Source organism: Hamadaea sp. NPDC051192 (assembly GCF_040682475.1).
Lineage (GTDB): Bacteria > Actinomycetota > Actinomycetes > Mycobacteriales > Micromonosporaceae > Hamadaea > Hamadaea flava.
The window spans coordinates 61,438-87,129 of record NZ_JBFBAZ010000021.1; the positions used below are offsets into that span (position 1 = coordinate 61,438).

Consider the following 25,692-nt stretch of genomic DNA (forward strand, 5'->3'; position numbering starts at 1 on the left):
TCGCCATCAGAGCGTGACCATCAGGAACGCGCCCACGACCACAAGCGCGCCGGTGAGCATGGACAGCGCGTAGGAGCGCACGAAACCGTTCTGGAGCCGCCGGAGCCGGCTCGACCCGCCGCCGGTCAGCGCGGCCAGGCCGTTCACCAGCCCGTCGACCCCACGGTTGTCGAGGAACACCAGGCCGCGGGTGAGCCAGCGGCCGGGCTTCTCGAAGACCGCCTCGTTGAAGGCGTCCGCGTACAGATTGCGCCGGGCCGCCGTGACGAACGGGCCGGCCGGCTGCTCGACCAACGCGGTCCCCCGGCGGAACAGGAGGTACGCGAACCCGGCGCCGATGACGGTGACCGCGACGGACAGGAGTGCGCCCTCGACCGCCGTGATCCGGTGGACCTCGTCCACGACGCCCTCGGGGTCGACGACCGGGGTGAGCCAGTCGAGGACACTGGTCTTCATCAGGAAACCGGCCACGATGGAGCCGATGGCCAGGAAGATCAGCGGGATCGTCATGATCGCCGGGGACTCGTGCGGGTGCTCGATGTCGTCGGTCCAGCGCTTCGGTCCGTGGAAGGTGAGCACGAACAGCCGCGTCATGTAGAACGCGGTGAGCGCCGCACCCAGCAGAGCCGCGCCGCCGAAGAGCCAGCCCGTCCATCCGGGACGGTTGAACGCCGCCTCGATGATCGGGTCCTTGGTGTAGAAGCCCGACAGCGGCGGGATGCCGATGATCGCCAGCCAGCCCATCATGAAGGTCAGCCAGGTGATCCGCATGTACTTGGCCAGCCCGCCGAAGCGGCGGATGTCGGTCTGGTCGTTCATCCCGTGCATGACCGAACCCGCGCCGAGGAACATGTTGGCCTTGAAGAAGCCGTGCGCGAGCAGGTGGATGATCGCCAGGGCGTACGCCGCCCCGCCGAGTCCGACGCCCAGGAACATGTAGCCGATCTGGCTGACGGTCGACCAGGCCAGGACACGCTTGATGTCGTCCTTGGCGCAGCCGATGATGCAGCCGATCAGCAGGGTCAGCGCGCCGACGCTCACGACCACGGTCTGGAGCGTGTGGTTGGCCGAGAAGATCGGGTTCGACCGTGCGATCAGGTACACACCGGCGGTCACCATCGTCGCGGCGTGGATGAGGGCCGAGACCGGGGTCGGGCCCTCCATCGCGTCCGGGAGCCAGGACTGCAGCGGGAACTGGCCGGACTTGCCGGTCGCGCCCAGCAGGAGCAGCAGGCCCATCATCAGGACCGTGCCGGCGGCCAGGCTGCCCACGCCGTCGAAGACCTTGTCGTAGTCGGTCGTGCCGAGCGTGTAGAACATCAGGAAGATGCCGAGGGCGAAGCCCGCGTCACCGACCCGGTTCATCAGGAAGGCCTTCTTGCCGGCGGTCGCCGCCGAGTTCCGGTTGTACCAGAACGAGATCAGCAGGTAGGACGCCAGACCGACGCCCTCCCAGCCGAGGTAGAGCATCACGTAGTTGTTGCCCAGCACCAGCAGGAGCATGGCCGCGACGAACAGGTTGAAGTACCCGAAGAAGCGGCGGCGTCCCTCGTCGTGCGCCATGTAGCCCACGGCGTACAGGTGGATGAGCGAGCCCACGCCGGTGATCAGCAGCACGAAGACCGCCGACAGCGGGTCGAAGAGCAGGCCGAACCCGACGTCGAGCTTGCCGGACTGGATGAAGTCCCATAGGTGGACCTGAACCGCGCGGTTGTCGGACGGCAGGTCGGCGAGGCGGATGAAGGCGATCAGGCCGAGCACGAACGACGTCGCCGTCGCGAGTACGCCGAGCCAGTGTCCCCACTTGTTGGTCAGCTTGCCCGACAGCAGCAGGAACGCCGCGCTGACCGCCGGGATCGCCACCACCAGGGTGATCAATGTCTGCATTGCGACCTCAGTACTTCAGCAGGTTCGCGTCATCGACGCTGGCGGAGCGTCGCGTACGGAAGATGGCCATGATGATGGCGAGGCCGACGACGACCTCCGCCGCGGCGATGACCATGGAGAAGAACGCCATGATCTGGCCGTCCAGCGAGCCGTTGATCCGGCTGAAGGTGACCAGCGAGAGGTTGGCCGCGTTCAGCATCAGCTCGATGCACATGAACAGGACGATCGCGTTCCGGCGGATGAGCACGCCCACCGCGCCGATGGTGAACAGCGCCGCCGAGAGCACGATGTACCACATCGGAGTCACTTCGATCACCGCCCTTCCGTCTGCTTGTTGGCGACCTCGGCGGCCGTGAGCTCCCGAGTCGGCAGGATCGGCGAGATGCTGCGCTGGGCGGGCGTGCCGTCCGGGAGCTTCGCCGGGGTGGCCACCGAGTCTGACAAGGCGAACACGCCCGGACCCGGCTTGGGGCCGGGGTAGTTGCCCGGCGCGAACCGCGCCCGCATCATCTCCGGTTGGCTGATCTTGTCTTCCTTGCGCTTCTCCACGTGCGCCAGCAGCATCGCGCCGACGGCGGCGGTGATGAGCAGCGCGCTGGAGATCTCGAAGGCGAAGACGTACTTGGTGAACAGCAGCGAGGCGAGGCCCTGGACGTTGCCCTTGGCGTTCGCCTCGTCGAGCCCGGTGACCGTCATCTTCTCGACCACGCGCAGCAGGCCCGTGCCGAGCAGGCCGGCGAAGCCGACGCCGAGGATGATCGCGGCGGTCTGCTGACCCCGCAACGTCTCGATCACGGCGTCCGAGGCGTCCCTGCCGACGAGCATCAGCACGAAGAGGAACAGCATCATGATCGCGCCGGTGTAGACGATGATCTGCGTCATGCCGATGAACGGCCCGGCCTGCACGATGTAGAAGACGCCGAGACACAGCATGGTCAGCACCAGCCAGAGCGCGGAGTGCACCGCGTTGCGGCTGGCGACCATGCCGATCGCGCCGATGAGCGCGATCGGGGCCAGGATGAAGAAGACGACCTTCTCGGAAGTCGCCACCCCACCGGCCGCGGCCGCTAGTTGAAGTGCGCTAGTCATCGCCCCTCAGCTCCCACCGAGACACCCGGGTTGGTCGGCCCGCTCAGGTAGTAGTCCTTCTCCGTCTCACCCAGGTACATCGGGTGCGGCGGCTGCTCCATCCCCGGCAGCAGCGGCGCGAGCAGCTGCTCCTTCGTGAAGATCAGCGCCTGGCGATCGTCGCGGGCCAGCTCGTACTCGTTGCTCATGGTCAGCGAACGAGTCGGGCAGGCCTCGATGCACAGGCCGCAGAAGATGCACCGGGCGTAGTTGATCTGGTAGATGCTGGCGTACCGCTCGCCCGGGGAGAACCGGGCCTCCTCGGTGTTGTCGCCACCCTCCACGTAGATCGCGTCGGCCGGGCAGGCCCAGGCGCACAGCTCGCACCCGATGCACTTCTCCAGGCCGTCCGGATGCCGGTTGAGGACGTGCCGGCCGTGGAAGCGGGGCGCGGTCGCGTCCGGCTTCTCCGGGTACTCCGTGGTCACGACCTTCTTGAACATGTGCGAGAAGGTGACCCCGAAGCCCTTGGCCATTCCGGTGAAGGCACCCATCTCACGCCTCCTTCGCGCCGGAACCCACCGGCTGGTCGTTGTCGGACTCGGCCGAACCGCGGTCGGCCGAGATCCGCCTCGCCCGGGGGTTGACCGGGACGACCAGGTCCAGCGGCGGCAGCGGGAAGCTTCCCGCCGGACGCTGCGCGACCTGTTCGGTGAGAGTCACTGGAGTCGGTTCCTTCTTCGACGGCCACAGCAGCGCGACCGCCATCAGGACCACGACCGCGCCGCCCAGCCACAGCAGCGTCTGCGTACGCGACGCGTTGCTGTTCTGAAGCGTCTTGATGCCGGCCAGGGCCAGGATCCAGATCAGGTTGGCCGGGATGAGCACCTTCCAGCCGAACCGCATGAACTGGTCGTACCGCAGCCGGGGCAGCGTGCCCCGCAGCCAGACGAAGACGAACAGCAGCAGCAGAACCTTGATCGTGAACCAGAGCAGCGGGAACCAGTTGTCGTTGGCTCCGTCCCACAAGCTGATCGGCCACGGTGCGCGCCAGCCGCCCAGGAACAGCGTCGTGCACAGCGCGGAGACGGTCACCATGTTGATGTACTCGGCGAGGAAGAACAGGGCGAACTTCAGCGACGAGTACTCGGTGTGGAAACCGCCGACCAGCTCCGACTCGGCCTCGGGGAGGTCGAACGGAGCCCGGTTGGTCTCACCGATCGCGGAGACGAAGTAGATCACGAAGCTCGGCAGCAGCAGGAGCGCGTACCAGCTCGGGGCGGTGAACGACCCGAACGTGGTGCCGTCCGCCTGCGCGGCCACGATGCCCGACGTGCTCATCGTCCCGGCCGTCATGAAGACCGCCACGATCGACAGGCCCATGGCGACCTCGTAGGAGATCATCTGGGCGCTGGAGCGCAGACCGCCGAGGAGCGGGTAGGTCGAGCCGCTCGCCCAGCCGGCGAGCACCACGCCGTACACGCCCATGCCCGAGCAGGCCAGCACCAGCAGGACCGCCACCGGGATGTCGGTGAGCTGCAACGGCGTCTTCGTGCCGAAGATCGAGACCATCGGGCCGAACGGCATGATCGCGAAGGCCGTGAACGCGCAGACCGTCGAGATCACCGGGGCGATGAAGAACACCACCTTGTCGGCGAGCTTCGGCATGATGTCCTCTTTGAAGGCCAGCTTGAGGCCGTCGGCGAGGGACTGGAGCAGGCCGAAGGGTCCGTTGCGGTTCGGCCCGGGCCGAACCTGCATCCGCGCCACGACCCGCCGCTCGTACCAGATGGCGAACAGCGTCATCACGACGAGGAAGACGAAGATCGCGACGACCTTGATGAGGACCAGCCACCATGGGTCTTGGCCGAAGTCCTCCAGGGTCGGATCCTGGGCGAGGATCACTGCGCACCTCCAGCGGCGGTGGTTCCCGCGGCGACCGTGACGACCGCGCCCGAGTGGGCGCCGAGCGTCCGGTTGGCCGTCGAGCCCGGCGAGTTCGCCGGCACCCAGACGACGTCCGCGGGCATGTCGGTGATGAGCGCGGGCAGCGTCACCGAGCCGTGCTCGGTGCTGACCGTGACGAGGTCCCCGTCGGCGACGCCCAAGCCGGTCGCGGTCGCCTTGGCCAGCCGCGCCACGCTCGGGCGGGCGGTGCCCATCAGGACCTCGTCGCCGTCGAGCAGGCTGCCGTTGTCCAGCAGGTAGTGCCACGAGCTGAGGATCGCCGTCCCGGCCGCGAGCGCGGGCCGGGTCGCCGGGGCGTACGTCGGGGCCAACGGCTTCTCCGCCGCCGTCGCGGGCAGGCTGCCCAGCTCCTGGCGTACCGCGGTGACGTCGGCCGTGCCGAGCGTGACGCCCAGCTCGGCGGCGATCGCGTCGAGCACCCGGGCGTCGGCCATCATCGCCGCCGCCTGCCGTCCGCCCTGCGTGGTGGTGAACTCGAAGACCTGGTCGAACGGGCGCAGCCGGCCCTCCCAGTCCACGAACGACCCCGCCTTCTCGGAGGTCGTCGCGACCGGCAGGACCACGTCGGCGTGCCGGGTGACCGCGGTCGCCCGGATCTCCAGGCTGACCAGGAACCCGACCTTCGTCAGGGCCTGCTCGGCCAGCGCCGGATCGGCCAGATCGCCCGGGTCCACACCGGCCACGACCAGCGCGCCCAGCCGGCCGTCGGCGGCCGCCGCGAGCATCGCGTCGGTGTCCTTGCCCGCCTGGCTCGAGATCACGCCCGGCTCCAGGCCCCACAGCTGCGCCAGCTCGGCGCGGGCCGCGGGGTCGGCCACCGGCCGCCCACCCGGCAGCAGGTTCGGCAGGCAGCCCGCGTCGACAGCGCCGCGGTCTCCCGCGCGCCGCGGCACCCAGGCCAGCTTCGCACCGGTACGCGCGGCGAACGCGGCCACCGCCGAGAAGCCGCCCGGGACGGTGGCGAGCCGCTCGCCCACGAGGATGACGGTCTCCGCGTCGACGCCGACGATCCGGTCGAGCGCCTCGGGCTCCTCACCCGGGGCGGCGGTGACCAGCGTGCCGGACAGCTTCGCGAGACCGCGCGTGGCGAACGGAGCGACGCCGGTGACCCGCAGTCGCTTCGCGGTGGCCGCCTTACGCAGGCGAAGGAAGACGATCGGGCACTCCTCTTCGGGCTCCAGCCCGACGAGCACCACGTGCCGTGCCTTCTCCAGGTCGGCGTAGGTCACCGAGGTCTCCCCGACGACGGTGGAAGCGAGGAAGTCCGCCTCCTCCTTCGACAGCGGCCGAGCCCGGAAGTCCACGTCGTTGGTCGTCAGGGCCACCCGCGCGAACTTCGCGTACGCGTACGCGTCCTCGACGGTCAGCCGGCCGCCGGTCAGGACGCCGACGCCGTGCTCGCCGTCCCGGGCGGCCCGCAGGCCCTCGGCGGCGACCATCAGCGCCTCGCTCCAGCTGGCCGACCGCAGCTCGCCGGTGTCCTTGTCGCGGACCAGCGGAGTGGTCAGCCGGTCGAACGCGGTGGCGTACTGGAACCCCCACCGGCCCTTGTCGCAGTTCCACTCCTCGTTGACCTGCGCGTCCTCGCCGGCCAGGCGCCGCAGCACCTTGCCACGCCGGTGGTCGGTCCGCTGGGAGCAGCCGGCCGAGCAGTGCTCGCACACGCTCGGCGACGACACGAGGTCGAACGGCCGGGCGCGGAACCGGTACTGCGCGCCGGTCAGCGCGCCGACCGGGCAGATCTGCACGGTGTTGCCGGAGAAGTAGGAGTTGAACGGCTCGTCGCCCGCGTCGATCGAGACGCCGTCGCCTTCGCCGCCGTAGAACTCGTCGCGGTAGACGTTGATCTGCTCGGCGGAGGACCGATCCATCAGGTCGATGAACTTGTCCCCGGCGATCTCCTCGGAGAACCGGGTGCAGCGCTGGCAGAGCACGCAGCGCTCGCGGTCCAGCAGCACCTGGCTGGAGATGTTGATCGGCTTGGGGTACTCGCGCTTGTGCTCGTGGAACCGCGAATCCGTCCGGCCGGTGCTCATCGCCTGGTTCTGCAGCGGGCACTCGCCGCCCTTGTCGCACATCGGGCAGTCGAGCGGGTGGTTGATCAGGAGCATCTCCATGATCCCGGACTGCGCCTTCTGCGCGACCTCACTGGTCCGGTGCGTACGCACGACCATGCCGTCGGCGACGGTCTGCGTACAGGAGGCGACCGGCTTGCGCTGCCCTTCGACCTCCACGAGGCACTGGCGGCAGGCGCCGGCCGGGGCCAGCAGCGGGTGGTCGCAGAACCGCGGGATGTCGATCCCCATCTTCTCGGCGACCCGGATGAGCAGCGTCCCCTTGGGCGCGGTCACCTCGATCCCGTCGATGGTGAGGGTGACCTCGTCGGTGCTCTTGGCTACTTCGGCGGACGTCATCAGTGAGCACCTGCCAATGCCTTCTCCGAGAGCTTCGGCGCTTTCCGGCCCTCGATGTAGTCCAGGTAATCCTGCTTGAAGTACTGCAAGGAGCTGGTCACCGAGCTGGTGGCGCCGTCGCCGAGACCGCAGAACGAGCGGCCCAGGATGTTGTCGGCGGTGTCGAGCAGGGTGTCCAGGTCCTCGTGCGAGCCCTGGCCGGACAGGATGCGGCGGTAGACCCGCACCATCCAGTAGTTGCCCTCGCGGCAGGGAGTGCACTTGCCACAGGACTCGTGGTGGTAGAACTCCAGCCACCGGTAGGTCGCGTAGACCGGGCAGTCCTGATCGGAGAAGATCTGCGTCGCCGTGGTGCCCAGGATCGAGCCGGCCGCCGCGACGCTGTCGAAGTCCAGCGGGACGTCGAGGTGGTCAGCGGTCAGCAGCGGCGTCGACGAGCCGCCCGGGGTCCAGAACCGCAGGTTGTGGCCCGGCTGCATGCCGCCGGCCAGTTCGATCAGCTCCCGCAGCGTGACGCCCAGCGAGCACTCGTACTGCCCCGGCTGCTGGATGCGGCCGGACAGCGAGTAGATCATCGGGCCGGAGGACTTCTCGGTGCCCATCGTCTTCCACCAGGCCGCGCCGCCCAGCACGATGTACGGGACGCTGGCGATGGTGCCGACGTTGTTCACCACGGTCGGGCAGGCGTACAGGCCGTGCGTCGCCGGGAACGGCGGGCGCAGCCGGGGCTGGCCGCGCATCCCCTCCAGCGAGTCCAGCAGGGCCGTCTCCTCGCCACAGATGTACGCCCCGGCGCCGGAGTGCACCACGAGGTCGAGGTCGAACCCCGAGCCCAGGATGTTCTGGCCCAGATACCCCGCCTTGTACGCCTCCTGCACCGCGTGCCGCAGCCGGCGCGCCGCGTGGACGGCCTCACCGCGGATGTAGATGAAGGCGCGGTTGGCGCGGATGGCGTACGAGGCGATGATGGCGCCCTCGACCAGCGCGTGCGGGTCGTAGGTCATCAGCGGCAGGTCCTTGCAGGTCCCCGGCTCGCCCTCGTCGGCGTTGATCACCAGGTAGTGCGGCTTGCCGTCGTTCTGCGGGATGAAGCCCCACTTCAGGCCGGTGGGGAACCCGGCGCCGCCGCGTCCCCGCAGACCGGAGTCCTTCACCAACGCGATCAGGTCGTCCGGGTGCACCTTCAGCGCCTTGCGGAGCGCGGCGTACCCGTCGAGCTGCTCGTAGACGTCGAGGCGCCAGGCGTCGGGCGACAGCCAGCGCTTGGTGAGGACCGGCGTCAGCTTCTCGACTGCAGCACTGAACTGCGTGCTCACTTTTTCGCTCCGTTCGCCGCAGAGGGGATCGGCGTGTTGAGATCGAAGCCGGCCGGGCTGATCCCGTACTGCTGGGCGAGCTTGACGCCCCGCAGAGTCGGCTCTCCTGCGGGACCGTCGGCGACCGCGCCGTCCCGCTCGTCGGCGAAGCCCGCGAGCTGCAGCGCCATCTCCTTGAGCGAGCAGAGCCGCGCGCCCCGGGAGGGCTGCACCGGACGCCCGGCGCTCAGGTCCTCGGTCAGCTGCACCGCGGACTCCGGGTCGAGCCCGTCGACGAAGTCGTAGTTGACCGTGACGACCGGACCGTAGTCGCAGGCCGCCAGGCACTCGGCGTGCTCCAGCGTGATCTTGCCGTCCGGCGTGGTCTCGTCGTGCCCCACGCCGAGGTGGTCGCTGAGCGCGTCGAAGATCGCCTGACCGCCGAGGACGTCGCACATCGTGTTGGTGCAGACGCTGACGAGGTAGTCGCCGGTGGGCCGGCGCTTGTACATCGTGTAGAACGTCGCGACCGCGCCGACCTGAGCCTTGGTCAGGCCGAGCTGCTCGGCGCAGAAGGTGACACCTTCTGGGGAGACGTGACCGTCCTCGTTCTGCACCAGGTGCAGCAGGGGCAGCAGCGCCGAACGCTGCTTGCCCTCGGGGTACCGCGCGACGATCTCCTTCGCCCGCGCGTAGGTCTCGGCAGAGAAACTCATCACCGGTCACACCCTCCCATGACGGGGTCGAGCGACGCCCCGCCGGCGATCACGTCGGCCAGCAGACCACCCTCGGCCATCGCGGGGATGGCCTGCAGGTTCACGAAGCTGGGTTCGCGGTAGTGCACGCGATAGGGCCGGGTGCCGCCGTCGGAGACGACGTGCGCGCCCAGCTCGCCACGCGGACCCTCGACCGGGACGTAGACCTGCCCGGCCGGGACGCGGAAGCCTTCGGTGACCAGCTTGAAGTGGTGGATCAGTGATTCCATCGACTGACCCATGATCTTCGCGACGTGGTTCAGCGAGTTGCCCATGCCGTCCAGGCCGACGGCCAGCTGGGCGGGCCACGCGATCTTCTTGTCCGCCACGATGACCGGGCCGGGCTTGAGCCGGCCCAGCGCCTGCTCGATGATCTTCAGCGATTCCCGCATCTCGTTGATGCGCACCAGGTACCGCGCGTAGACGTCGGCCTCCGGCTGCGTCGGCACGTCGAACTCGTAGGTCTCGTACCCGCAGTAGGGCTGCGTCTTGCGGAGGTCCCAGGCCAGGCCGGCGCTGCGGAGCACCGGGCCGGTGATGCCCAGCGCCAGACAGCCGGTGACGTCGAGGACCGCGACGCCCTGCGTACGCTGCAACCAGATCGGCTGGTCGGACAGCAGGTTCTCGTAGTCCTTGATGCGCTTCGGCATGAAGTCGAGCAGCTCGCGGATCTTCTTGATCGCCTCCGGCGGAACATCCTGGGCCACCCCGCCGGGCCGGACGTACGCCATGTTCATCCGCAGGCCGCTGATCAGCTCGAAGATGTCCAGGACGAACTCCCGCTCGCGGAAGCCGTAGATCATCATCGAGAGCGCGCCCAGCTCCATGCCGGTGGTGGCCAGCCAGACCAGGTGCGACGAGAGCCGGTTCAGCTCCATCATCAGCACACGGATCGTGGTCGCCCGCTCGGGGATGTCGTCGGTGATGCCGAGCAGCTTCTCCACCGCGAGGCAGTACGCCGTCTCGTTGAAGATCGGCGCCAGATAGTCCATCCGGGTCACGAAGGTCGTGCCCTGGGTCCACGTCCGGTACTCGAGGTTCTTCTCGATCCCGGTGTGCAGGTAGCCGATGACGGTACGGGCGTCGGTGACCGTCTCGCCTTCCAGCTCGAGGACGAGCCGCAGTACGCCGTGGGTCGACGGGTGCTGCGGACCCATGTTGACCACGATCCGCTCGTCATGGATCGGGTCCACGCCGCTGACCACGTCGTTCCAGTCGCCACCGGTGACGGTGAAGACCTTGCCCTGGGTGGTCTCGCGCTCCGGCGCGTAAGTGTCGTAACTGCTGGTCATCGGTAGGACCTCCGCTGGTCCGGCGGTGGAATCTCGGCGCCCTTGTACTCGACCGGCACACCGCCGAGCGGGTAGTCCTTGCGCTGCGGGTGGCCCTCCCAGTCGTCCGGCATGAGGATCCGGGTGAGGTTGGGGTGGCCGTCGAAGATGATCCCGAACATGTCGTAGGTCTCCCGCTCCTGCCAGTCGGCGGTCGGGTAGACGCTGGTGACGCTCGGCAGGTGCGGCTCCTCGGCGGTGACCGCGCACTCCAGCCGGATACGCCGGCGGTAGGTCATCGAGGTCAGGTGGTAGACGGCGTGCAGCCGGCGGTCCTGGGCGGGATAGTCCACACCCGACACCGACGAGCACAGCTCGTACCGCAGACCCTCGTCGTCGCGGAGGGTGCGGCACACGTCCGCGATGGCCTCCGGCTTGACGTGCAGGGTCAGCTCACCGCGGTCGACCACGATGCGCTCGATCACCTCGTCGAACGAGGCGAACGCGGGTTCGACCTCACCCTCGGGCCGCTCGCCGCCGCTGAGCGCGTCGGCCAGGCCGTCGAGGACCTCGTCGAACTCCTCCACGCCGACCGGACGGCCGAGCGAGGCGGGTACGCCCGCCTTGCGTACCAGTCCGCCGAAGCCGGACGTGTCACCGCTGCCGCTGACCCCGAACAGGCCGCGGCCGCCGCTGACGGACTCCGTCATTTCGCCACCTCCCGCTGCATCCAGTTCGAGATGCGCAGCTGCTCTTCCGTGCCCTCGGCGACGGCCTTCTCCCAGGCGGCCCGCTTCTGCTTGTCGAAGCGGTAGCTGGAGGGCATCGAACCGGGCTTGACGATCGGGCCACGGCCTTCCGCGATCTTGGCTTCGATCGACTTGGCCCGCCGGTCGCCGAGCGGCTCGGCCATGACCTTCTCGTGCAGCTTGAGGATCGCGTCGATCAGCATCTCGGGCCGCGGCGGGCAGCCGGGCAGATACATGTCGACCGGCACGACGTGGTCCACGCCCTGCACGATCGCGTAGTTGTTGAACATGCCGCCGCTCGAAGCGCAGACGCCCATGGAGAGCACCCACTTCGGCTCCGGCATCTGGTCGTAGATCTGGCGCAGGACGGGAGCCATCTTCTGGCTCACCCGACCGGCCACGATCATCAGGTCGGCCTGCCGCGGCGAGGCCCGGAAGACCTCCATGCCGAACCGGGCCAGGTCGTAACGGGCGGCGCCGGTCGCCATCATCTCGATCGCGCAGCAGGCCAGGCCGAAGGTCGCCGGCCAGAAGCTCGCCTTGCGCGACCAGTTCACCAGCTTCTCCACGGTGGTCAGCAGGACCCCGTTCGGAAGCAGCTTCTCCTCGATACCCATGGCTCGCCCTGTCCCCTAGTCCCAGTCCAGGCCGCCGCGCCGCCAGACATAGGCGTACGCGATGAAGACCGTGCCGATGAAGAGAACCATCTCCACGAAGCCGAAGACGCCCAGCCGATCGAAGCTGACCGCCCACGGGTAGAGGAAGATGATCTCGATGTCGAAGACGATGAAGAGCATCGCGGTCAGGTAGAACTTGACCGGGAAGCGTCCACCGCCGATCGGTTGCGGCGTCGGCTCGATCCCGCACTCGTAGGCGTCGAGCTTGGCCTTGTTGTAACGGCGGGGACCGACGAACGGCGCGATCACCACCGAGAAGAGGGCGAACGCCGCCGCGAGGGCGAACAGCCCGACTATCGGTACGTATGGCGAGAGCGACATTGCTCGACGTCCCTTCCCTACACCGCCGGGGCTACCCGGCTCAGGCCGTTGATGATCCGATCCATCGCGTCGCCGCCGCGTGGGTCGGTGAGGTTGGCCAGAAGCTTCAGAACGAAGCGCATCAGCGTCGGATGCGGCATGCCGTGCTTCGTCGCCAGCTTCATGACCTGCGGATTTCCGATGAGCTTCACGAACATCCCGCCGAGCCGGTAGTAGCCGCCGTAGCGGATCTTCAGCTCCTGCGGGTACGCCTGGAGAGCACGCTCGCGGTCCGGGCCCTCGGGCCGGGCGAGCGCCTGCGTCACGATCTCGGCGGCCAGCGCACCCGACTCCATCGCGTACGCGATGCCTTCGCCGTTGAAGGGGTTCACCATGCCGCCGGAGTCCCCGACGAGCAGTACGCCTCGCGTGTAGTGCGGCGTGCGGTTGAAGCCCATCGGCAGGGCGGCGCCCATGATCGGGCCGTCGGCGTTGGCCTCGTCCCGCATCCCCCAGTCCTCGGGGGTGCTGCCCATCCAGTCGATCAGCAGCTGGCGGTAGTTGGTCTTGCCGTACGCGACGGAGCTGTTCAGGACACCGAGGCCGACGTTGACCCGGCCGTCCCCCATCCCGAAGATCCAGCCGTAGCCGGGCAGCAGCTTGTCGCCGCCTTCCCGGCTGCGCAGTTCCAGCCAGGACTCCAGGTAGTCGTCGTCGTGCTTGGCGGGGCTGCGGTAGTAGCGGCGGACCGCCACGCCCATGGGGCGGTCCTCTCGCTTGGCTACGCCCAGCGCCAGCGGGAATCGCCCGCTCACGCCGTCCGCCGCGATCACGAGCGGGGCGCGGTAGGTGACCTCGCCCTCCGGCGTCTTGGCCGTCACGCCCACCACGCGGTCGGCGGCGTCCAGCACCGGCGCGATCACGTTGTTGTTGACGAGCAGCTTCGCGCCGGCCGCCACCGCCTGCCGGGCCAGCAGGTCGTCGAAGTCCATCCGGGTACGCGTCAGGCCGTAGTTCGGGAAGCTGGCCAGCTCAGGCCAGTCCAGCTCCAGGCGGATGCCACCGCCGATGACCCGCAGTCCCTTGTTGTGCAGCCAGCCCTGCTCCGGGCTGACGTCCACGCCCATGTCGATCAGCTGCTTGACCGCCCGCGGGGTCAGTCCGTCGCCGCAGACCTTCTCGCGGGGGAACTCGGTCTTCTCCAGCAGCAGGACGTTCACGCCGTGCTTGGCCAGGTGGTAGGCGGTCGCTGAACCGCCCGGACCTGCACCGACGACGATCACGTCGGCGTCCATATCAGTCGTGGTCACGGTCACCTCCACCGCTGAACACGCTCGTGAAACTCTTCACAAGCTCGGCTCAGGCGCACTCTAGTACCGCTTCTGTGAACGCGTGTGACTTAGGTTGCCCTTACTAGTGAGCTTGATCTCGTTTCCGCAGCTCAAGATCCGGGACGCCCCGAACGCTTGTCCAGTTCGCGAGGAATGCGTGTTTCACACTGTGGGCGACCTACTAAGTTGACTGACCGTTTCTCAGCTCGGCTTTCTCTCGACGAAGGTTCAGCCACTTCCGCCGCGGCCGCTTCAAGATCCGCGACCCGAACCGGCTCCTCGCCGAATCCGCCACCAAGATTTCCGAGTACTCCCACACCCCGTCCAACGGGCGTACCGGCAGGTCAGACGCGGACAGCGCGATGCAGAGAAGCGATGCCGCCGGTCAGGTTGCGCCAGCCGACCTTCGTCCAGCCGCTCGCGGCGATCACCTCGGCCAGGCTCGACTGGTTGTGCCAGGCCCGGATCGACTCCGCCAGATACACGTACGCGTCTGGATTGGACGCGACCTTGCGGGCGACGACGGGCAGGCTACGCATCAAATAGGACAGGTACACCGTGCGGAACACCGGCACGGTGGGGTGGGAGAACTCACACACCACGAGCCGGCCGCCCGGCTTGGTCACGCGGGCCATCTCCCGCAGCGCCGCCGCGGTGTCGTTGACGTTGCGCAGGGCGAAGGAAATGGTCACCGCGTCGAAGGAGGCGTCCGCGAAGGGCAGCGCCAAGGCGTCCCCGGCGACCAACGGCACGTGGGGGCGTACTCGCCGGCCGACGCCGAGCATGCCCAGCGAGATGTCCGCCCCGACTGCGTACGCCCCGGACCGGCCGAGGTCCACGGTGGAGATCCCGGTGCCCGCCCCGAGGTCGAGCACCCGCTCCCCCGGCCGCAGATCGAGCGCGGCGGCCGTCGCCTTCCGCCAGGACCGATCCTGGCCGAACGAGAGGATCGTGTTGGTGCGGTCGTAGCGGTCGGCCACACCGTCGAACATCTCGGCGATCTCGTGCCGGTCCTTGTCCAGGTCTGCGCGGGTCACGTCCCCCACTCTACGCAGGAGGTACGCCGCACCGATCGGCGGTAGATCAGCGATGGATCGGCGGCGGATCAGCGGTAGATCGGCCCGGTGGCGTCGTCGACGTCGTCGTCGGGATCCTTGCGCAGCATCCACCACAGCAGCAGGCCGCCCAGCGAGACGAGCACGGCACCGCCCCCGATCACGAGCACGGAGCCGAGGCCCAACCCGCCGACGGTGTCCTGCGGCATCGTCGCCGGCTGCGGGCTGTCGTCCGGGCTGCTCGTCTCGTCCGTGAACTCCTCGGTGGCCTCGACCGTCGGCTCGTCGGACGGCGTCGGGGACACCTTGGACTTCGTCGGCCTCGGCGACGCGGTCGTGTCCGAACCGGAGCAGTTACGGGGACGGCCGTCGACGGCCACCCGCACCGCGGCGGTGTTGTTCCCCGGCCGGGGATCGTCGGCGTAACTGATCACCAATGCGCCACACCCCGTGGGTGCGCTGTCGATCCGCAGCCGCAGCGTCAACTGCCGCCGGGCGCCGTCCGCCAACGCGGCGCTGTACGCACAGCGGGCGTGCGTACCGGACGCGGGTTGGCAGATGCCACCGCCGGTGCTGACGATGCGCGTACCGGGTGGGGCGGTGAAGTCCACCGTGTAGGTGAGTGGAGCGGCGCTCTGCGGACCGTTGTTACGCAGCACATATCGGACGTCCACCGCCTGGCCGACCCGTCCGCCGACCGCCGAGGCGGCCACCGTGAGATCGGCTGTCGTCGGTGCGGCCCACGCCGTCGCGGCTCCCGTCGCCAGCCCGGCGACGAGCGCCGCCGCAGCCGCGGCCAGCACTCTGCGCATCCACATGGTCCGCTCCCTGAGAGGTGATGACGGACAGTATCACCCGAGTGTCACAGGTCGGTCGGGACCGTGCCCCGCCTGCGGATACGCCACAGAATTCCGATTCCGGCGGCCAGCAGGGCGACGCCTACGGCGACCGCGACGGCCACCCCGGAACCGGAGTCGTCCGAGTCCCCGGCGAGCGGGGTCACCTCGCCGGGACTGTACGACGTCACGGCCGCCTCGGTCGATGCGGGAGACGCCTCAGCTGACGATGACAGCTCTGGCGACGGCGAGGCGCTCACCGCTGGAGCCGAACTCAGCTGCGGCTTGGGGGGACGCCTTCGGCGAGGTCGACGGCTTGGCGGCGCAGGCGGCCGCGCTCACGCCGTCCACAGTCACCCGCAGCGTCGCCGAGTTGTTCGACGGCTTCGTGTCGTTGCCGTAGGAGATCGTGAATCGACCCGGCGTCGTGCACTTCGCCTTCACCTCGAAGTACAGCAGTTTCTTGCTGAATCCGTAGACGCCCGACGGGTTGTCGTTGTCGGGATAGATCATCGCGTCGTTGCGGCACCGAACGCGCTTGTGAGGCGTGAGCCAGGTGCACTTGTAGCCGCTCCAGCCGCGTTCGGTCGAGGCGTCGAACACTGTTCCGCCCGGCGCCTGCACCTCGAACCAGACGGTGGCACTCATCGTCGGCTGGGTTCCGAGGTTGTGGATCTCGTACAAGATCGTCGCAGTCTTGCCGACCGCCGCGCGTCCTTGCGAAGTGACCTTCACCGCCAAGTCCGTCTTCGCCAGCGCGGCGTCGGCCGGAACTCCGGCCGCCATCATCGGCAGGCATCCCAGCAGCGCGGCGATCAACGCACGACGGATCCGCATCCCCGTTCCCTTCTCGCGAACGGCGGGACGCTAACACGAAGACGGCTCGGTACGCGGCCCCGCCGCGATCAGTGCGCCTCCACCAGCGGAAGCGCCTTGCCGACGCCGCCGCCCGGGAGGGCGATCGAGGAGAAGTGCGAGGTGACGCGGTCGTCGGTCGGGTCGTCGGCCGGCGTCCAGTGCACCTGGAGGTGGTTGTAGAGGGTGTCCCGCTGCGCCGGGATACGACCGGCGGTGCGGATCATCCAGATCAGCTCCTGCAGGTTGGAGCGGTGGCGCGCGCCGGCCGAGGAGATGACGTTCTCCTCGAGCATGATCGAGCCGAGGTCGTCCACACCCATGTGCAGCGCCAGCTGGCCGGCGTCCTTACCCGTGGTCAGCCACGAGGCCTGCAGGTGGTTGACATTGTCGAAGAACAGCCGGGCCACCGCGATGAGCCGCAGGTACTCCAGCGTCGTGGCCTGCGTACGCCCCTTGAGGTGGTTGTTCTCCGGCTGGTAGGTCCACGGGATGAAGGCCCGGAAGCCGCCGGTGCGGTCCTGCACGTCCCGGATCATTCGCATGTGCTCGATCCGCTCGGCGTTGGTCTCGCCGGTGCCCATCATCATGGTGGCGGTCGACTCCACACCGTGCTGGTGGGCCACCTCCATGACCTCCAGCCAGCGCGCGCCCGACTCCTTCAGCGGCGCGATCGCCTGGCGCGGCCGGTCGGGCAGCATCTCCGCGCCCGCTCCGGCGATGGAGTCCAGGCCGGCGGCCTTGATCCGGACGACGGCGTCCTCGATCGAGACCCCGCTGACCTTGGCCATGTGCAGGATCTCGCTCGGGCCGATCGAGTGAATCGCCAGCTGCGGGTACGCCTGCTTCACCGAGGAGAACAGCTCCTCGTAGTACTCGACCCCGTAGTCGGGGTGGTGGCCGCCCTGCAGCATGACCTGCGTCGCTCCGAGGTCGACCGCTTCGCCGCAGCGGCGCAGGATCTCCTCCATCGGGTGCGACCAGCCCTCGGCGTGCTTGGGCGCACGGAAGAAGGCACAGAACTTGCACGCCGTCACGCAGACGTTCGTGTAATTGATGTTCCGGTCGATGAGGTAGGTCACAATGCCATCGGGGTATCTCCGGCGGCGTACGGCGTCCGCGGCCTCGCCCAGCGGGTGCAGCGGCGCGTCGGTGTAGAGGAGCAGAGCCTCGTCCGGACTGATCCGACCGCCATCGGCCGCACGCTGCAGAATGCTGTCGATCTGTTGAACGCTCGTCACATCCCGAAGACTACAGGTAGGTTTTCGATCATGGCTGCCATGCGCTACCGCCGCTTGGGCGACTCCGGTCTGGTGGTCTCAGTCGTCGGACTGGGATGCAACAACTTCGGCCGGAAACTGAACGCCGAGGAGACCCACGCGGTCGTCGACGCCGCGATCGACGCGGGGGTGACCTTCTTCGACGCCGCCGACGTCTACGGCACCCCACGCGGGACCTGCGAGATGTTCCTCGGCGAGGCGCTCAAGGGCCGCCGCGACAGCGTCGTGCTGGCCACCAAGTTCGGCATGGACATGGGCGCCGGGCCGGGCGACCCACGCTCGGCCGACGGCGCACGGGGCTCCCGGCGGTACATCCTGAAGGCGGTGGAGGATTCGCTGCGCCGGTTGCAGACCGACTACCTCGACCTCTACCAGTTCCACTATCCCGACCCGGCCACGCCGATCGAGGAGACCCTTCGCGCCCTCGACGACCTGGTCCGCCAGGGCAAGGTCCGGTACATCGGCTCCTCGCAGTTCGCGAGCTGGCAGGTCACCGACGCCGCGTGGACGGCGAAGACCACCGGGCTGACCCCGTTCATCAGCACGCAGCAGCAGTACAACTGGCTCAGCCGCAAGCCCGAGGCCGAGCTGCTGCCCGCCTGCGAGCGGGCCGGCGTCGGCTTCATCCCGTTCTTCCCGCTCCAGTCCGGACTGCTCGCCGGCGTCTATCACCGGGACCAGACCCCGCCGGCGGGCTCGCGCATGGCCGACGACCGCTACGCGGCCTGGCTCAAGGCGGCGGACTGGGACACCGTCGAGGGGCTCCGGGCGTACGCGGACGAGGCGGGCGTGTCGATGCTGGAGATCGCCATCGGCGGGCTCGCGGCCAAGCCGGGCGTCGCCACGGTGATCGCCGGCGCGACCTCTCCCCAGCAGGTACGCGCGAACGCACAGGCGGGAGCGTGGATCCCCGGTGCGGCGGAGCTGGAGCGATTGGACGCGATCACCGCGGGCACGCTGGGCACCGGCCGGTAGCCGCCATGGCGGTCCGGCTCAGGGAGGCGATGGCGGCCGCGCTCTACGGAGCGGACGGGTTCTTCCGGCGTGAGCGTCCGGCCGATCACTTCCGGACCAGCGTGACCGCCGCACCGGTGTTCGCCACGGCGATCGCCCACCTCGTCGCCGGGGTGGACAAGGCGCTCGGGCACCCCGACGTGCTCACCGTCGTGGACGTCGGGGCCGGGCGCGGCGAGCTGCTCTCCCAGGTGTACGCGCTGCTCGGGCGGGATTCCCGCGTACGCCCGGTCGCCGTCGAGCTGGCCGATCGCCCGGCCGGTCTCGATCCCGGCATCGACTGGCGCCCGGAGCTGCCGGAGGAGTTCACCGGACTGCTCATCGCCACCGAGTGGCTCGACAACGTCCCGCTCGACGTGGCCGTCGTCGACCCGGACGGCGTCCCGCGCTACCTCCTCGACGACGGCCGCCTCGGTACGCCCCTCGACCCGGCCGACGCCCATTGGACCGACGAATGGTGGCCGCTGCACGACCCCGGCGACACCGCCGAGATCGGGCTGCCCCGGGACCGGGCCTGGGCCGACGCCGTCAGCCGGTTGACCGCCGGACTGGCCGTCGCGATCGACTACGGCCACACCCGGGCCGACCGGCGGCCGACGCTCACCGGCTTCCGGGACGGCCGCGAGGTCGAGCCCCGGTTCGACGGGAGCACCGACATCACCGCGCATGTGGCGGTCGATGCTTTGGGCGTACCCGTGCTGAGGCAGCGGGAGGCCCTCGCGGCGCTCGGTGTCGACGGGACCCGGCCACCCCTGGACCTGGCGACCGCCGACCCCGCCGGGTATCTGCGGGCGTTGAGCGGCGCGAGCCAGGCGGCGGAACTCCTGGCCGAGGGCGGTTTGGGAGATCACTGGTGGGCCGTTCAGGCGGTGACCATAGAGTGGACACCATGGCGACTTTCGCAGAGTTGGACGCGCTGACCACCGAAGAGCTGCGTGACCAGGCCTTCGACCTGGCCCAGGAACGGCGCGACCTCGGCTTCTTCGTGGACCTCGCGCAGCACCTCCCGTCGGCCGGCGACGCGGAGCAGGGCGACGACTCGCTGGGCGACATCGGCCCGCAGATCGACGACTACTACAACATGTGGCGCGAGCTGAAGGGCCACGACTACGGCGATCTCGAACCGCTCATCCGGGCGCGCTTCATCGACTACCTGATGTCCCCCGAAAGCTGACAAAGTCCGGATTCCGGGCGGCGACGCGACCCGCCAGCAGTGACATTCGCCGCCCCTGTCGGTAGGCTGACCTGCCATGCCGGCCTCCTCCGAGTCCCCCGAACGGCAGAACGTCAAGCTGCCCACCGGCCTGCTCTGGGCCGGGGTGGGTGTCGCACCGCTCGCCGCGTTGGCCCTGCTGATCGGCAGTGGCGACCGTTCGCTGCGGGCCGCGATCGGCCTCGCGCTGCTCTCCGTCGTCCTGATCGGACTGGCGATCGTGCTGCGCCCGGCGCCGGACTCGGTGAAGGTCGAACTCGAGGACACCATCTACGACGAGATCGACGTGGTGCGCGAGGACGTCCGCAACGACATCACCACTGCGGCACGGGCGACACATCGGGCCTTCGCCGAGCGGTTCCAGCACCTGCAGGAGACCGTCGACCAGCTCCGTACGCAGGTCGAGGCGATGCGCGGCGAGCTGGCCCGTGGTTCGGCCCAGTCGCCGTCACCGCATCCGGCGTCTCCGCGTCCGGGCACCGTGAGCGGTTCGGTCCCAGCCGGCGTCGTCCGGCATACCGAGACCGTGCAGGTCACCACCCGGTCCACGATCGTCGATCCGCACGTCGATCCGCACGCTGACGAGCAGAGGCACGCCGGGCGGGCCGCTCCGCCGGCACCGGCCTGGGCCGACGCCCAGCAGGCCCCGCCCGCACGATCCGGTGGCCGTCGTCGCGCCGAGGACGACGAGCGCTGGCCCGGGCACGCCTCAGCCGGTGCGTACCCGGCGCAACCGGCTCGGCCTGCCTACCCCGACGAGTACGGCGAGTCGTGGACCGAGCAGCAGCTGCGTAACCGGCTCGCCGAGTCGGCGTCGCCCCCGGCGCCGCCGCGTGAGCCGCTGCTGTCGCATGAGGACAACCCCCGCGACCGGTGGAGCCGACAGGCGATGCAGGACCAGTCCGGTCCCGGGGCGGGCCAGCGACGTCACGAAGCGGCTCCCGTCGAGGCCGACTGGTCCCGGGTGCAGGCCGGCGACCGGTGGGCCGCCGTCCGCAACGACGACCGGGGCGCTGAACTGCGCATGGGCGAGCGACGGGCCTCGATGCACTCCGACGAGAACGGCTCCGAGATGCGGATCGAAGACCGGTGGGCGGCCATCCGCCGCGACGAGCCGGTTCGACGTGACGGACCCGTTCGGCGTGACGAGCCCGGTCACCGGGACGAGCCCCGGGCGGGCCGCTCCGACTCCTGGGACGGCGACCGCTGGAACGACCAGCGAGGGCCACGGGCGCTGCCCGCCCAGAACGACGAACCGTCGGTCGCGGAGTGGCTGAACCAATGGCCGCCCCGGGAGCAGGAGCCCCGGCGCCGCCGGTACGCCGACGACTACTGAGTTCCCAAGTGTCGGTGCTCAGCGGCCTTACTTGTCGATGTCGCCGACGACGAAGAACATCGAGCCGAGGATCGCCACCAGGTCCGGGATCAGGCAGCCGGGCAACAACGTCGACAGCGCCTGGACATTGGCGAAGGAGGCGGTCCGCAGCTTCAACCGCCACGGCGTCTTCTCCCCGTGAGAGACCAGGTAGTAGCCGTTGACGCCGAGCGGGTTCTCCGTCCAGGCGTAAGTGTGGCCCTCAGGAGCCTTCACCACCTTGGGCAGCCGCACGTTCACCGGACCGGACGTGCGGTCCAGCCGATCCAGGCACTGCTCGGCCAGGTCGAGCGAGACGTAGACCTGATCCAGCAGCACCTCGAACCGGGCGTGGCAGTCCCCCGCCGTACGCGTCACGATCGGCACGTCCAGCTGGTCGTACGCGAGGTAGGGGTCGTCGCGCCGCAGGTCGAAGTCCAGTCCACTGGCCCGGCCGACCGGCCCGGACGCCCCGTACGCCGCCGCCTGCTCGGCGCTGAGCACCCCCACGCCGACCGTACGCGCCATGAAGATCTCGTTCTTGCGGATCAAGTTGTCGAGGTCGGGCATGCGACGGCGGACGTCGTCGATCGCCTGCCGCGCCCGCCGGGACCAGCCCGCCGGGACCTCCTCCTTCACGCCGCCGACGCGGTTGAACATGTAGTGCATGCGGCCGCCGGAGACCTCCTCCATGACGACCTGGAGGACCTCCCGCTCGCGGAAGGCGTAGAAGACCGGACTGATCGCGCCCAACTCCAGCGGATACGACCCGAGGAACATCAGGTGGCTGAGCACCCGGTTCAGCTCGGCCAGCGCCATCCGCAGCCAGATCGCCCGCTCCGGCACCTCGATGCCCATGAGCCGCTCGACCGCGAGGACCACCCCGAGTTCGTTGGAGAACGCGCTGAGCCAGTCATGCCGGTTCGCCAGCACGATGATCTGCCGGTAGTCGCGTACCTCGAAGAGCTTCTCGGCCCCGCGATGCATGTAGCCGATGATCGGCTCGGCGGTGACGACGCGTTCGCCGTCCACCGTGAGCTTGAGCCGCAGCACACCGTGCGTCGAGGGGTGCTGCGGGCCGATGTTGAGGACCATGTCCTCGGTCTCGATCCCGGTCCCCGTGCCGACCGTCAGCTCGCGCAGGCCCGACTCCGTCATGCGCTGAGCCTACTCACCCCCAGGCCGCCCCCGTCCGCACGCCGCCTTCGCGCCGACGTTGACGTTGGCGTTGGCGTTGGCGGCGGCGTTGGCGTTGGCGGCAGATCAGGGATATGCATGCGATCTTGGGCGCGGGAAGCATGCGTAACCGTGATCCGCAGCGAACCTCACCCAGCGGGGGGGTCAGCGACCGGCGCCCCAGCGGTCGTCCTGCCACGGGTCGGGCCGGTTGACCGTCGGCTGCGTCGGCAGTGACGCCGACCAGGATCCCGTGTCCGCGCCGCCCCAGCCGGTGCCGCCGGTCCAGGTCGAGGTGGACTCCGAGGTCCACGTCTCCTCGTCCGGGGTCAGCAGCGGCTTGCCGAACGTCTCGACGAGCCGGGTGACGACGAGCCCGGCCGCGATGGTGACCGCGCCGACGGCGTACGGCGAGAGCCGCCAGTCGGCCGCCTCACCGAACCGGATGATCAGCGAGACCACGATGGTCGCGAGGACGGTGCCGAAGACGCCGCCTCGCCGGCCGAAGGCGCTCACCCCGCCGACCAGCGCGACGCCGATCGCGAGGCCGGTCCATTCCATCCCGAGGTCCGGCTGGACGCTGCTGTTCAGGCCGGCGATGAGGATGCCGGCGACGGCGGCCAGCACGGTCGAGCTGACGACCGCGACCCCTGTGACCAGGGCGGCGAAGAATCCGCGGCGGGCCGCGGGGTCGCCGACCGGGCGGAAGCGGCCGACGCCGCGGCGTAACGGCCGGATCGCGCACAGGGCGGCGCCGAGGATGGACGCGGCCGCGAAGCCGCCGAAGTAGTACCAGGACCGGTCGGTCGGGTCGAACTCTCCCGCGACCGTGATCGGCGCGGCGTGCTTCTGGATCCAGACGATCACCACGAGCGCGCCCGCGAGGCTCGCCGCCCAGCCTGGCACCTGGAAGCCGACCACGAGGACCGCGATCACCAACCCGACCAGGGCTGCGAGGCCCACGATCTTCGGCCCGGCCGAACTCACGCCGGCGTTGCCCTTCTCCGCGAACGACATCGCCGCCGCGACCGCCACCGGCCCGATGGCCAGGTTCGGGGCGGCCGCGCGCAAGGAGGCCGCGGCGCCGAACGCCAGCAGGCCGAGGGCGGCCGCGAAGACGACGAGTTCCCGCAGGTTCTGCCCGGTCACCGCCGACTTGTGCTGGCTGTAGATCAGGAAGCCGAGGACGCCGGCCCCGATGAGCAGGATCGCCTCCCAGGCGAAGTGCACCGCCATGCGGTCACGACCGGGGTCGCCGTGCGTCGGGTCCTCGAAGATGTCGTCCAGGGGTCCGGAGGAGGCCCGCACCGGCGGGATCGAGCCGGTCGACGTCGACGTGCGGAAATCGGGCTCCTCGCGGAATCCCGGCTCGCCGCGAAATCGCGTGTTGTCGCCGTCGTCGTAAGGCATCGGGAGCCGCCTCCATCGGGTCCGGCCGCGGGGGCAGCCGTCGAGCGGCCGTCATGACCGCAGGCGGCCGTGGAGTGCGGGCCGCCACAGGCTGCGAACCTACCGGGTGAGCGGCGTTCGCAAAAGCCCCTCGACCGCGTCCGATTCCCGATCGAAGAGAGCTGGGAGCGCTGCGTCGCCATACCCCGAGCGGGTCGCTCGGCGGGCCGAACGGTGGATCAGGCGGGAGTGCGCCGTCCGGTCTCGCCGTTTCGGCCGTTCTCCCCGTTGTGCTCGTCCTTGTCGTCCGGCTGCTTCGGCACGCGGCAGGAGTGCTCCAGCCACAGCGCGGCCGCGATGAGCATCAGCGAGGCCACGAACGCCCCGATCGCCGGCGGCAGGTCGTGCTGCGCCGCCGCCAACCGGCCCCGCTCCATGAGCAGCCAGATCAGCAGTCCGCCGGTGAACCCCGCGAAGATCGATCCGGCCAGCGAGGACGCCTTGGCCAGCACGACATAGCGCGCGACCAGCAGCGGCTCGACCGGCGGGCGGCCCGGCTTACGGGCGATCCGGGCCCGGGTGTTGTTCGCCAGGACCGCCTCGAACAACGCCAGCAGCGCCAGCGTCACGGCAGGGATCCAGGGCAGCGCCGGCATCTCCCCGTACCAGGTGCTGATCACGAACCAGGCCGTCGCAGCCGAGAGCAGGCCGGCCACGATCAACGTCGCCGGGTTGGTCGGCCGCAGCGATGGCTTCGGCTCGGTCATGCCGGTCCCCTTCCGTCCGCTACGACTCTAGCGAGATCTCCGGCCTCGCCGTCATCGCCAGCACGTCGGACGCCACCGGCTCGGCGCGGATCAGGTCATAGACCCACCCGTGGCCGGGCAGGCTCGCGTACGGCTGGATCTCCAGCCACGGCCGCAGCACGAAGGCCCGCAGGTGGGCGCGTGGATGCGGAAGAATCAGCTCGGGCCGGTCACTCAGGACCGGCTCGCCCGCCGCGGTGGTCGCGGTGATCAAATCGACATCAAGGGTACGCGGGCCGAAGCGACGGCTCGGGTCACGTTCCCGATGGGCATCCCGCTCGAGCTGCTGCGCCACCGACAGCCATTCGTCGACGCCGCGACCGGCCTCCCCGACGAGCGCCACCGCGTTGAGGTACGCGGGCTGGTCGGCGTCGCCCCAGGGCGGCGTCTCGTAGACCCCGCTGACGAGCAGCAGACTGTCGCCGAGCGCGCGTACGGCCTGGCGCAGGTGTTCCTCCCGATCGCCCAGGTTGCTGCCCAGGCTGAGCACGACCGTGATCACCGCTCGGCACGCCGTCCGCTCAGGGTGACGCTGACATCGGCGAACGCGTGCGGGATCGGGGCCTGCGGCTTGTGGACGGTGACGGTCGCGGCGGTGACCCGCTCGTCCACCAGGCAGGCGTCCACCAGCCGGCTCGCCAGCGTCTCGATCAGGTTCACCGGCTCGCCGCCGACGATCGCCACGAGCGCGTCGGCGAGTTCGCCATAGTGGACGGTGTCGGCCACGTCGTCGCTGGCCGCCGCCTTGGTCAGGTCCAGCTCCAGGCGTACGTCGACGACGAACTCCTGGCCCTGTTCGCGTTCGAAGTCGAAGACGCCGTGACGGCCGAAGACTCGCAGCCCGGTCAGTTCGATCACGGGGCGCTCCAGGTCAGCCGGGGTTCCCCGGACGCTCGCCAGACCGCGAGCGCGTCGACGGTCGCGCGCACCTCGTGGACGCGTACGCCCCACACGCCGGCGGCGACGGCGAGCACGCTGGACGCCAAGGTGGCCGCCTCC

General features: G+C 69.5%; 25 protein-coding genes and 3 pseudogenes. 4 read left to right on the top strand and 24 right to left on the bottom strand.

The annotated features are described in order from the left end of the window. Positions 1–6 precede the first annotated feature (6 nt). The 18 genes and pseudogenes from nuoL to mqnC all read right to left on the bottom strand — a co-directional run bounded on the left by nuoL (position 7) and on the right by mqnC (position 17,702). Positions 7–1,887 carry an NADH-quinone oxidoreductase subunit L gene (gene nuoL, locus AB0M47_RS12045; protein WP_363412033.1) on the bottom strand — a complete coding sequence of 627 codons (1,881 nt, stop codon included), beginning with the start codon at positions 1,885–1,887 and terminating at the stop codon, positions 7–9. Between the two features lie 7 nt (positions 1,888–1,894). Further along, positions 1,895–2,185, bottom strand: coding sequence for an NADH-quinone oxidoreductase subunit NuoK (gene nuoK / locus AB0M47_RS12050; RefSeq protein ID WP_253763772.1), 291 nt, complete (start codon positions 2,183–2,185; stop codon positions 1,895–1,897). Positions 2,186–2,199: 14 nt separating this feature from the next. Beyond that, on the bottom strand, positions 2,200–2,976 hold the full coding sequence (locus AB0M47_RS12055) for an NADH-quinone oxidoreductase subunit J (protein WP_363412035.1): 777 nt from the start codon (positions 2,974–2,976) through the stop codon (positions 2,200–2,202). Beyond that, the gene (gene nuoI / locus AB0M47_RS12060; RefSeq protein ID WP_253759607.1) at positions 2,973–3,509 is read right to left on the bottom strand and encodes an NADH-quinone oxidoreductase subunit NuoI; all 537 of its coding nucleotides are present in this window, start codon (positions 3,507–3,509) and stop codon (positions 2,973–2,975) included. The genes AB0M47_RS12055 and nuoI overlap by 4 nt, the downstream gene beginning before the upstream one ends. 1 nt (position 3,510) lies before the next feature. Next, the gene (nuoH, locus tag AB0M47_RS12065) at positions 3,511–4,860 is read right to left on the bottom strand and encodes an NADH-quinone oxidoreductase subunit NuoH (protein WP_363412037.1); all 1,350 of its coding nucleotides are present in this window, start codon (positions 4,858–4,860) and stop codon (positions 3,511–3,513) included. Then, positions 4,793–7,337: pseudogene (locus tag AB0M47_RS12070) on the bottom strand (NADH-quinone oxidoreductase subunit G); the annotation flags it as partial. The pseudogene AB0M47_RS12070 and the gene nuoH, both read right to left, overlap by 68 nt. After that, complete coding sequence (nuoF, locus tag AB0M47_RS12075) at positions 7,337–8,653, bottom strand: NADH-quinone oxidoreductase subunit NuoF (protein WP_363412039.1); 1,317 nt, start codon at positions 8,651–8,653, stop codon at positions 7,337–7,339. The pseudogene AB0M47_RS12070 and the gene nuoF, both read right to left, overlap by 1 nt. Before the next feature lie 26 nt (positions 8,654–8,679). Beyond that, positions 8,680–9,351, bottom strand: a pseudogene (gene nuoE / locus AB0M47_RS12080) (NADH-quinone oxidoreductase subunit NuoE); the annotation flags it as partial. Further along, a complete protein-coding gene (locus tag AB0M47_RS12085) occupies positions 9,348–10,679 on the bottom strand; it encodes an NADH-quinone oxidoreductase subunit D (RefSeq protein WP_363412040.1) in 1,332 nt (443 codons plus the stop codon). The gene AB0M47_RS12085 and the pseudogene nuoE, both read right to left, overlap by 4 nt. Further along, positions 10,676–11,368 carry an NADH-quinone oxidoreductase subunit C gene (locus tag AB0M47_RS12090; RefSeq protein ID WP_253759596.1) on the bottom strand — a complete coding sequence of 231 codons (693 nt, stop codon included), beginning with the start codon at positions 11,366–11,368 and terminating at the stop codon, positions 10,676–10,678. Before AB0M47_RS12090 ends, AB0M47_RS12085 begins: the two co-directional genes overlap by 4 nt. Further along, positions 11,365–12,024 carry an NADH-quinone oxidoreductase subunit B gene (locus AB0M47_RS12095; protein ID WP_253759594.1) on the bottom strand — a complete coding sequence of 220 codons (660 nt, stop codon included), beginning with the start codon at positions 12,022–12,024 and terminating at the stop codon, positions 11,365–11,367. The genes AB0M47_RS12090 and AB0M47_RS12095 overlap by 4 nt, the downstream gene beginning before the upstream one ends. Positions 12,025–12,039: 15 nt before the next feature. Beyond that, positions 12,040–12,405 carry an NADH-quinone oxidoreductase subunit A gene (locus AB0M47_RS12100; RefSeq protein WP_253759592.1) on the bottom strand — a complete coding sequence of 122 codons (366 nt, stop codon included), beginning with the start codon at positions 12,403–12,405 and terminating at the stop codon, positions 12,040–12,042. Positions 12,406–12,422: 17 nt separating this feature from the next. Further along, positions 12,423–13,679, bottom strand: a complete 1,257-nt coding sequence (locus AB0M47_RS12105) for a geranylgeranyl reductase family protein (protein ID WP_363412072.1) — start codon at positions 13,677–13,679, stop codon at positions 12,423–12,425. Positions 13,680–14,059: 380 nt separating this feature from the next. Beyond that, a complete protein-coding gene (locus AB0M47_RS12110) occupies positions 14,060–14,752 on the bottom strand; it encodes a demethylmenaquinone methyltransferase (RefSeq protein ID WP_308197753.1) in 693 nt (230 codons plus the stop codon). A 68-nt stretch (positions 14,753–14,820) separates the two neighbouring features. Then, positions 14,821–15,588: a hypothetical protein gene (locus AB0M47_RS12115; RefSeq protein WP_363412043.1), complete on the bottom strand. Its 768-nt coding sequence runs from the start codon at positions 15,586–15,588 to the stop codon at positions 14,821–14,823. A gap of 44 nt (positions 15,589–15,632) precedes the next feature. Beyond that, positions 15,633–15,797, bottom strand: coding sequence for a hypothetical protein (locus AB0M47_RS12120; RefSeq protein ID WP_363412045.1), 165 nt, complete (start codon positions 15,795–15,797; stop codon positions 15,633–15,635). A gap of 28 nt (positions 15,798–15,825) precedes the next feature. Beyond that, a complete protein-coding gene (locus AB0M47_RS12125) occupies positions 15,826–16,443 on the bottom strand; it encodes a hypothetical protein (RefSeq protein WP_363412047.1) in 618 nt (205 codons plus the stop codon). A gap of 68 nt (positions 16,444–16,511) precedes the next feature. After that, a complete protein-coding gene (gene mqnC / locus AB0M47_RS12130; protein WP_363412049.1) occupies positions 16,512–17,702 on the bottom strand; it encodes a cyclic dehypoxanthinyl futalosine synthase in 1,191 nt (396 codons plus the stop codon). Between the two features lie 39 nt (positions 17,703–17,741). On the opposite strand from mqnC, the gene AB0M47_RS12135 reads away from it, so the two are divergent. From AB0M47_RS12135 to AB0M47_RS12150, 4 genes are all read left to right on the top strand, one after another. After that, complete coding sequence (locus AB0M47_RS12135) at positions 17,742–18,716, top strand: aldo/keto reductase (protein ID WP_363412074.1); 975 nt, start codon at positions 17,742–17,744, stop codon at positions 18,714–18,716. A 5-nt stretch (positions 18,717–18,721) separates the two neighbouring features. Then, the gene (locus AB0M47_RS12140; protein ID WP_363412051.1) at positions 18,722–19,675 is read left to right on the top strand and encodes an SAM-dependent methyltransferase; all 954 of its coding nucleotides are present in this window, start codon (positions 18,722–18,724) and stop codon (positions 19,673–19,675) included. Continuing rightward, complete coding sequence (locus tag AB0M47_RS12145; protein ID WP_363412053.1) at positions 19,645–19,929, top strand: hypothetical protein; 285 nt, start codon at positions 19,645–19,647, stop codon at positions 19,927–19,929. Before AB0M47_RS12140 ends, AB0M47_RS12145 begins: the two co-directional genes overlap by 31 nt. A gap of 76 nt (positions 19,930–20,005) precedes the next feature. Then, positions 20,006–21,304, top strand: a complete 1,299-nt coding sequence (locus AB0M47_RS12150; protein WP_363412055.1) for a hypothetical protein — start codon at positions 20,006–20,008, stop codon at positions 21,302–21,304. A 27-nt stretch (positions 21,305–21,331) separates the two neighbouring features. Here AB0M47_RS12150 and AB0M47_RS12155 read toward each other — a convergent pair whose 3' ends face one another. From AB0M47_RS12155 to AB0M47_RS12180, 6 genes and pseudogenes are all read right to left on the bottom strand, one after another. Next, a complete protein-coding gene (locus AB0M47_RS12155) occupies positions 21,332–22,480 on the bottom strand; it encodes an NADH-quinone oxidoreductase subunit D (protein ID WP_363412057.1) in 1,149 nt (382 codons plus the stop codon). Between the two features lie 183 nt (positions 22,481–22,663). Further along, a complete protein-coding gene (locus AB0M47_RS12160) occupies positions 22,664–23,908 on the bottom strand; it encodes an ABC transporter permease (RefSeq protein ID WP_363412059.1) in 1,245 nt (414 codons plus the stop codon). A gap of 218 nt (positions 23,909–24,126) precedes the next feature. Beyond that, positions 24,127–24,654 carry a DUF3180 domain-containing protein gene (locus tag AB0M47_RS12165; protein WP_253759576.1) on the bottom strand — a complete coding sequence of 176 codons (528 nt, stop codon included), beginning with the start codon at positions 24,652–24,654 and terminating at the stop codon, positions 24,127–24,129. A gap of 19 nt (positions 24,655–24,673) precedes the next feature. Next, the gene (gene folK, locus AB0M47_RS12170; protein WP_253759573.1) at positions 24,674–25,195 is read right to left on the bottom strand and encodes a 2-amino-4-hydroxy-6-hydroxymethyldihydropteridine diphosphokinase; all 522 of its coding nucleotides are present in this window, start codon (positions 25,193–25,195) and stop codon (positions 24,674–24,676) included. Then, a complete protein-coding gene (folB, locus tag AB0M47_RS12175) occupies positions 25,192–25,551 on the bottom strand; it encodes a dihydroneopterin aldolase (RefSeq protein WP_363412062.1) in 360 nt (119 codons plus the stop codon). The genes folK and folB overlap by 4 nt, the downstream gene beginning before the upstream one ends. After that, positions 25,548–25,692 (bottom strand): annotated as a pseudogene (locus AB0M47_RS12180) (dihydropteroate synthase); the annotation flags it as partial. The pseudogene AB0M47_RS12180 and the gene folB, both read right to left, overlap by 4 nt.

What these genes read in the sequence shown, in the direction of transcription:
- AB0M47_RS12100 (WP_253759592.1), bottom strand. Translation starts at nt 12,405, where the DNA reads ATGTCGCTCTCGCCATACGTACCGATAGTCGGGCTGTTCGCCCTCGCG.
- AB0M47_RS12095 (WP_253759594.1), bottom strand. Translation starts at nt 12,024, where the DNA reads ATGGGTATCGAGGAGAAGCTGCTTCCGAACGGGGTCCTGCTGACCACC.
- AB0M47_RS12150 (WP_363412055.1), top strand. Translation starts at nt 20,006, where the DNA reads ATGCCGGCCTCCTCCGAGTCCCCCGAACGGCAGAACGTCAAGCTGCCC.
- AB0M47_RS12135 (WP_363412074.1), top strand. Translation starts at nt 17,742, where the DNA reads ATGCGCTACCGCCGCTTGGGCGACTCCGGTCTGGTGGTCTCAGTCGTC.
- AB0M47_RS12105 (WP_363412072.1), bottom strand. Translation starts at nt 13,679, where the DNA reads ATGGACGCCGACGTGATCGTCGTCGGTGCAGGTCCGGGCGGTTCAGCG.
- nuoK (WP_253763772.1), bottom strand. Translation starts at nt 2,185, where the DNA reads ATGTGGTACATCGTGCTCTCGGCGGCGCTGTTCACCATCGGCGCGGTG.
- AB0M47_RS12085 (WP_363412040.1), bottom strand. Translation starts at nt 10,679, where the DNA reads ATGACCAGCAGTTACGACACTTACGCGCCGGAGCGCGAGACCACCCAG.
- AB0M47_RS12155 (WP_363412057.1), bottom strand. Translation starts at nt 22,480, where the DNA reads ATGACGGAGTCGGGCCTGCGCGAGCTGACGGTCGGCACGGGGACCGGG.
- AB0M47_RS12090 (WP_253759596.1), bottom strand. Translation starts at nt 11,368, where the DNA reads ATGACGGAGTCCGTCAGCGGCGGCCGCGGCCTGTTCGGGGTCAGCGGC.
- AB0M47_RS12145 (WP_363412053.1), top strand. Translation starts at nt 19,645, where the DNA reads ATGGCGACTTTCGCAGAGTTGGACGCGCTGACCACCGAAGAGCTGCGT.
- AB0M47_RS12055 (WP_363412035.1), bottom strand. Translation starts at nt 2,976, where the DNA reads ATGACTAGCGCACTTCAACTAGCGGCCGCGGCCGGTGGGGTGGCGACT.
- AB0M47_RS12165 (WP_253759576.1), bottom strand. Translation starts at nt 24,654, where the DNA reads ATGACCGAGCCGAAGCCATCGCTGCGGCCGACCAACCCGGCGACGTTG.
- AB0M47_RS12140 (WP_363412051.1), top strand. Translation starts at nt 18,722, where the DNA reads ATGGCGGTCCGGCTCAGGGAGGCGATGGCGGCCGCGCTCTACGGAGCG.
- nuoI (WP_253759607.1), bottom strand. Translation starts at nt 3,509, where the DNA reads ATGGGTGCCTTCACCGGAATGGCCAAGGGCTTCGGGGTCACCTTCTCG.
- AB0M47_RS12125 (WP_363412047.1), bottom strand. Translation starts at nt 16,443, where the DNA reads ATGCGGATCCGTCGTGCGTTGATCGCCGCGCTGCTGGGATGCCTGCCG.
- AB0M47_RS12160 (WP_363412059.1), bottom strand. Translation starts at nt 23,908, where the DNA reads ATGCCTTACGACGACGGCGACAACACGCGATTTCGCGGCGAGCCGGGA.
- AB0M47_RS12115 (WP_363412043.1), bottom strand. Translation starts at nt 15,588, where the DNA reads ATGTGGATGCGCAGAGTGCTGGCCGCGGCTGCGGCGGCGCTCGTCGCC.
- nuoL (WP_363412033.1), bottom strand. Translation starts at nt 1,887, where the DNA reads ATGCAGACATTGATCACCCTGGTGGTGGCGATCCCGGCGGTCAGCGCG.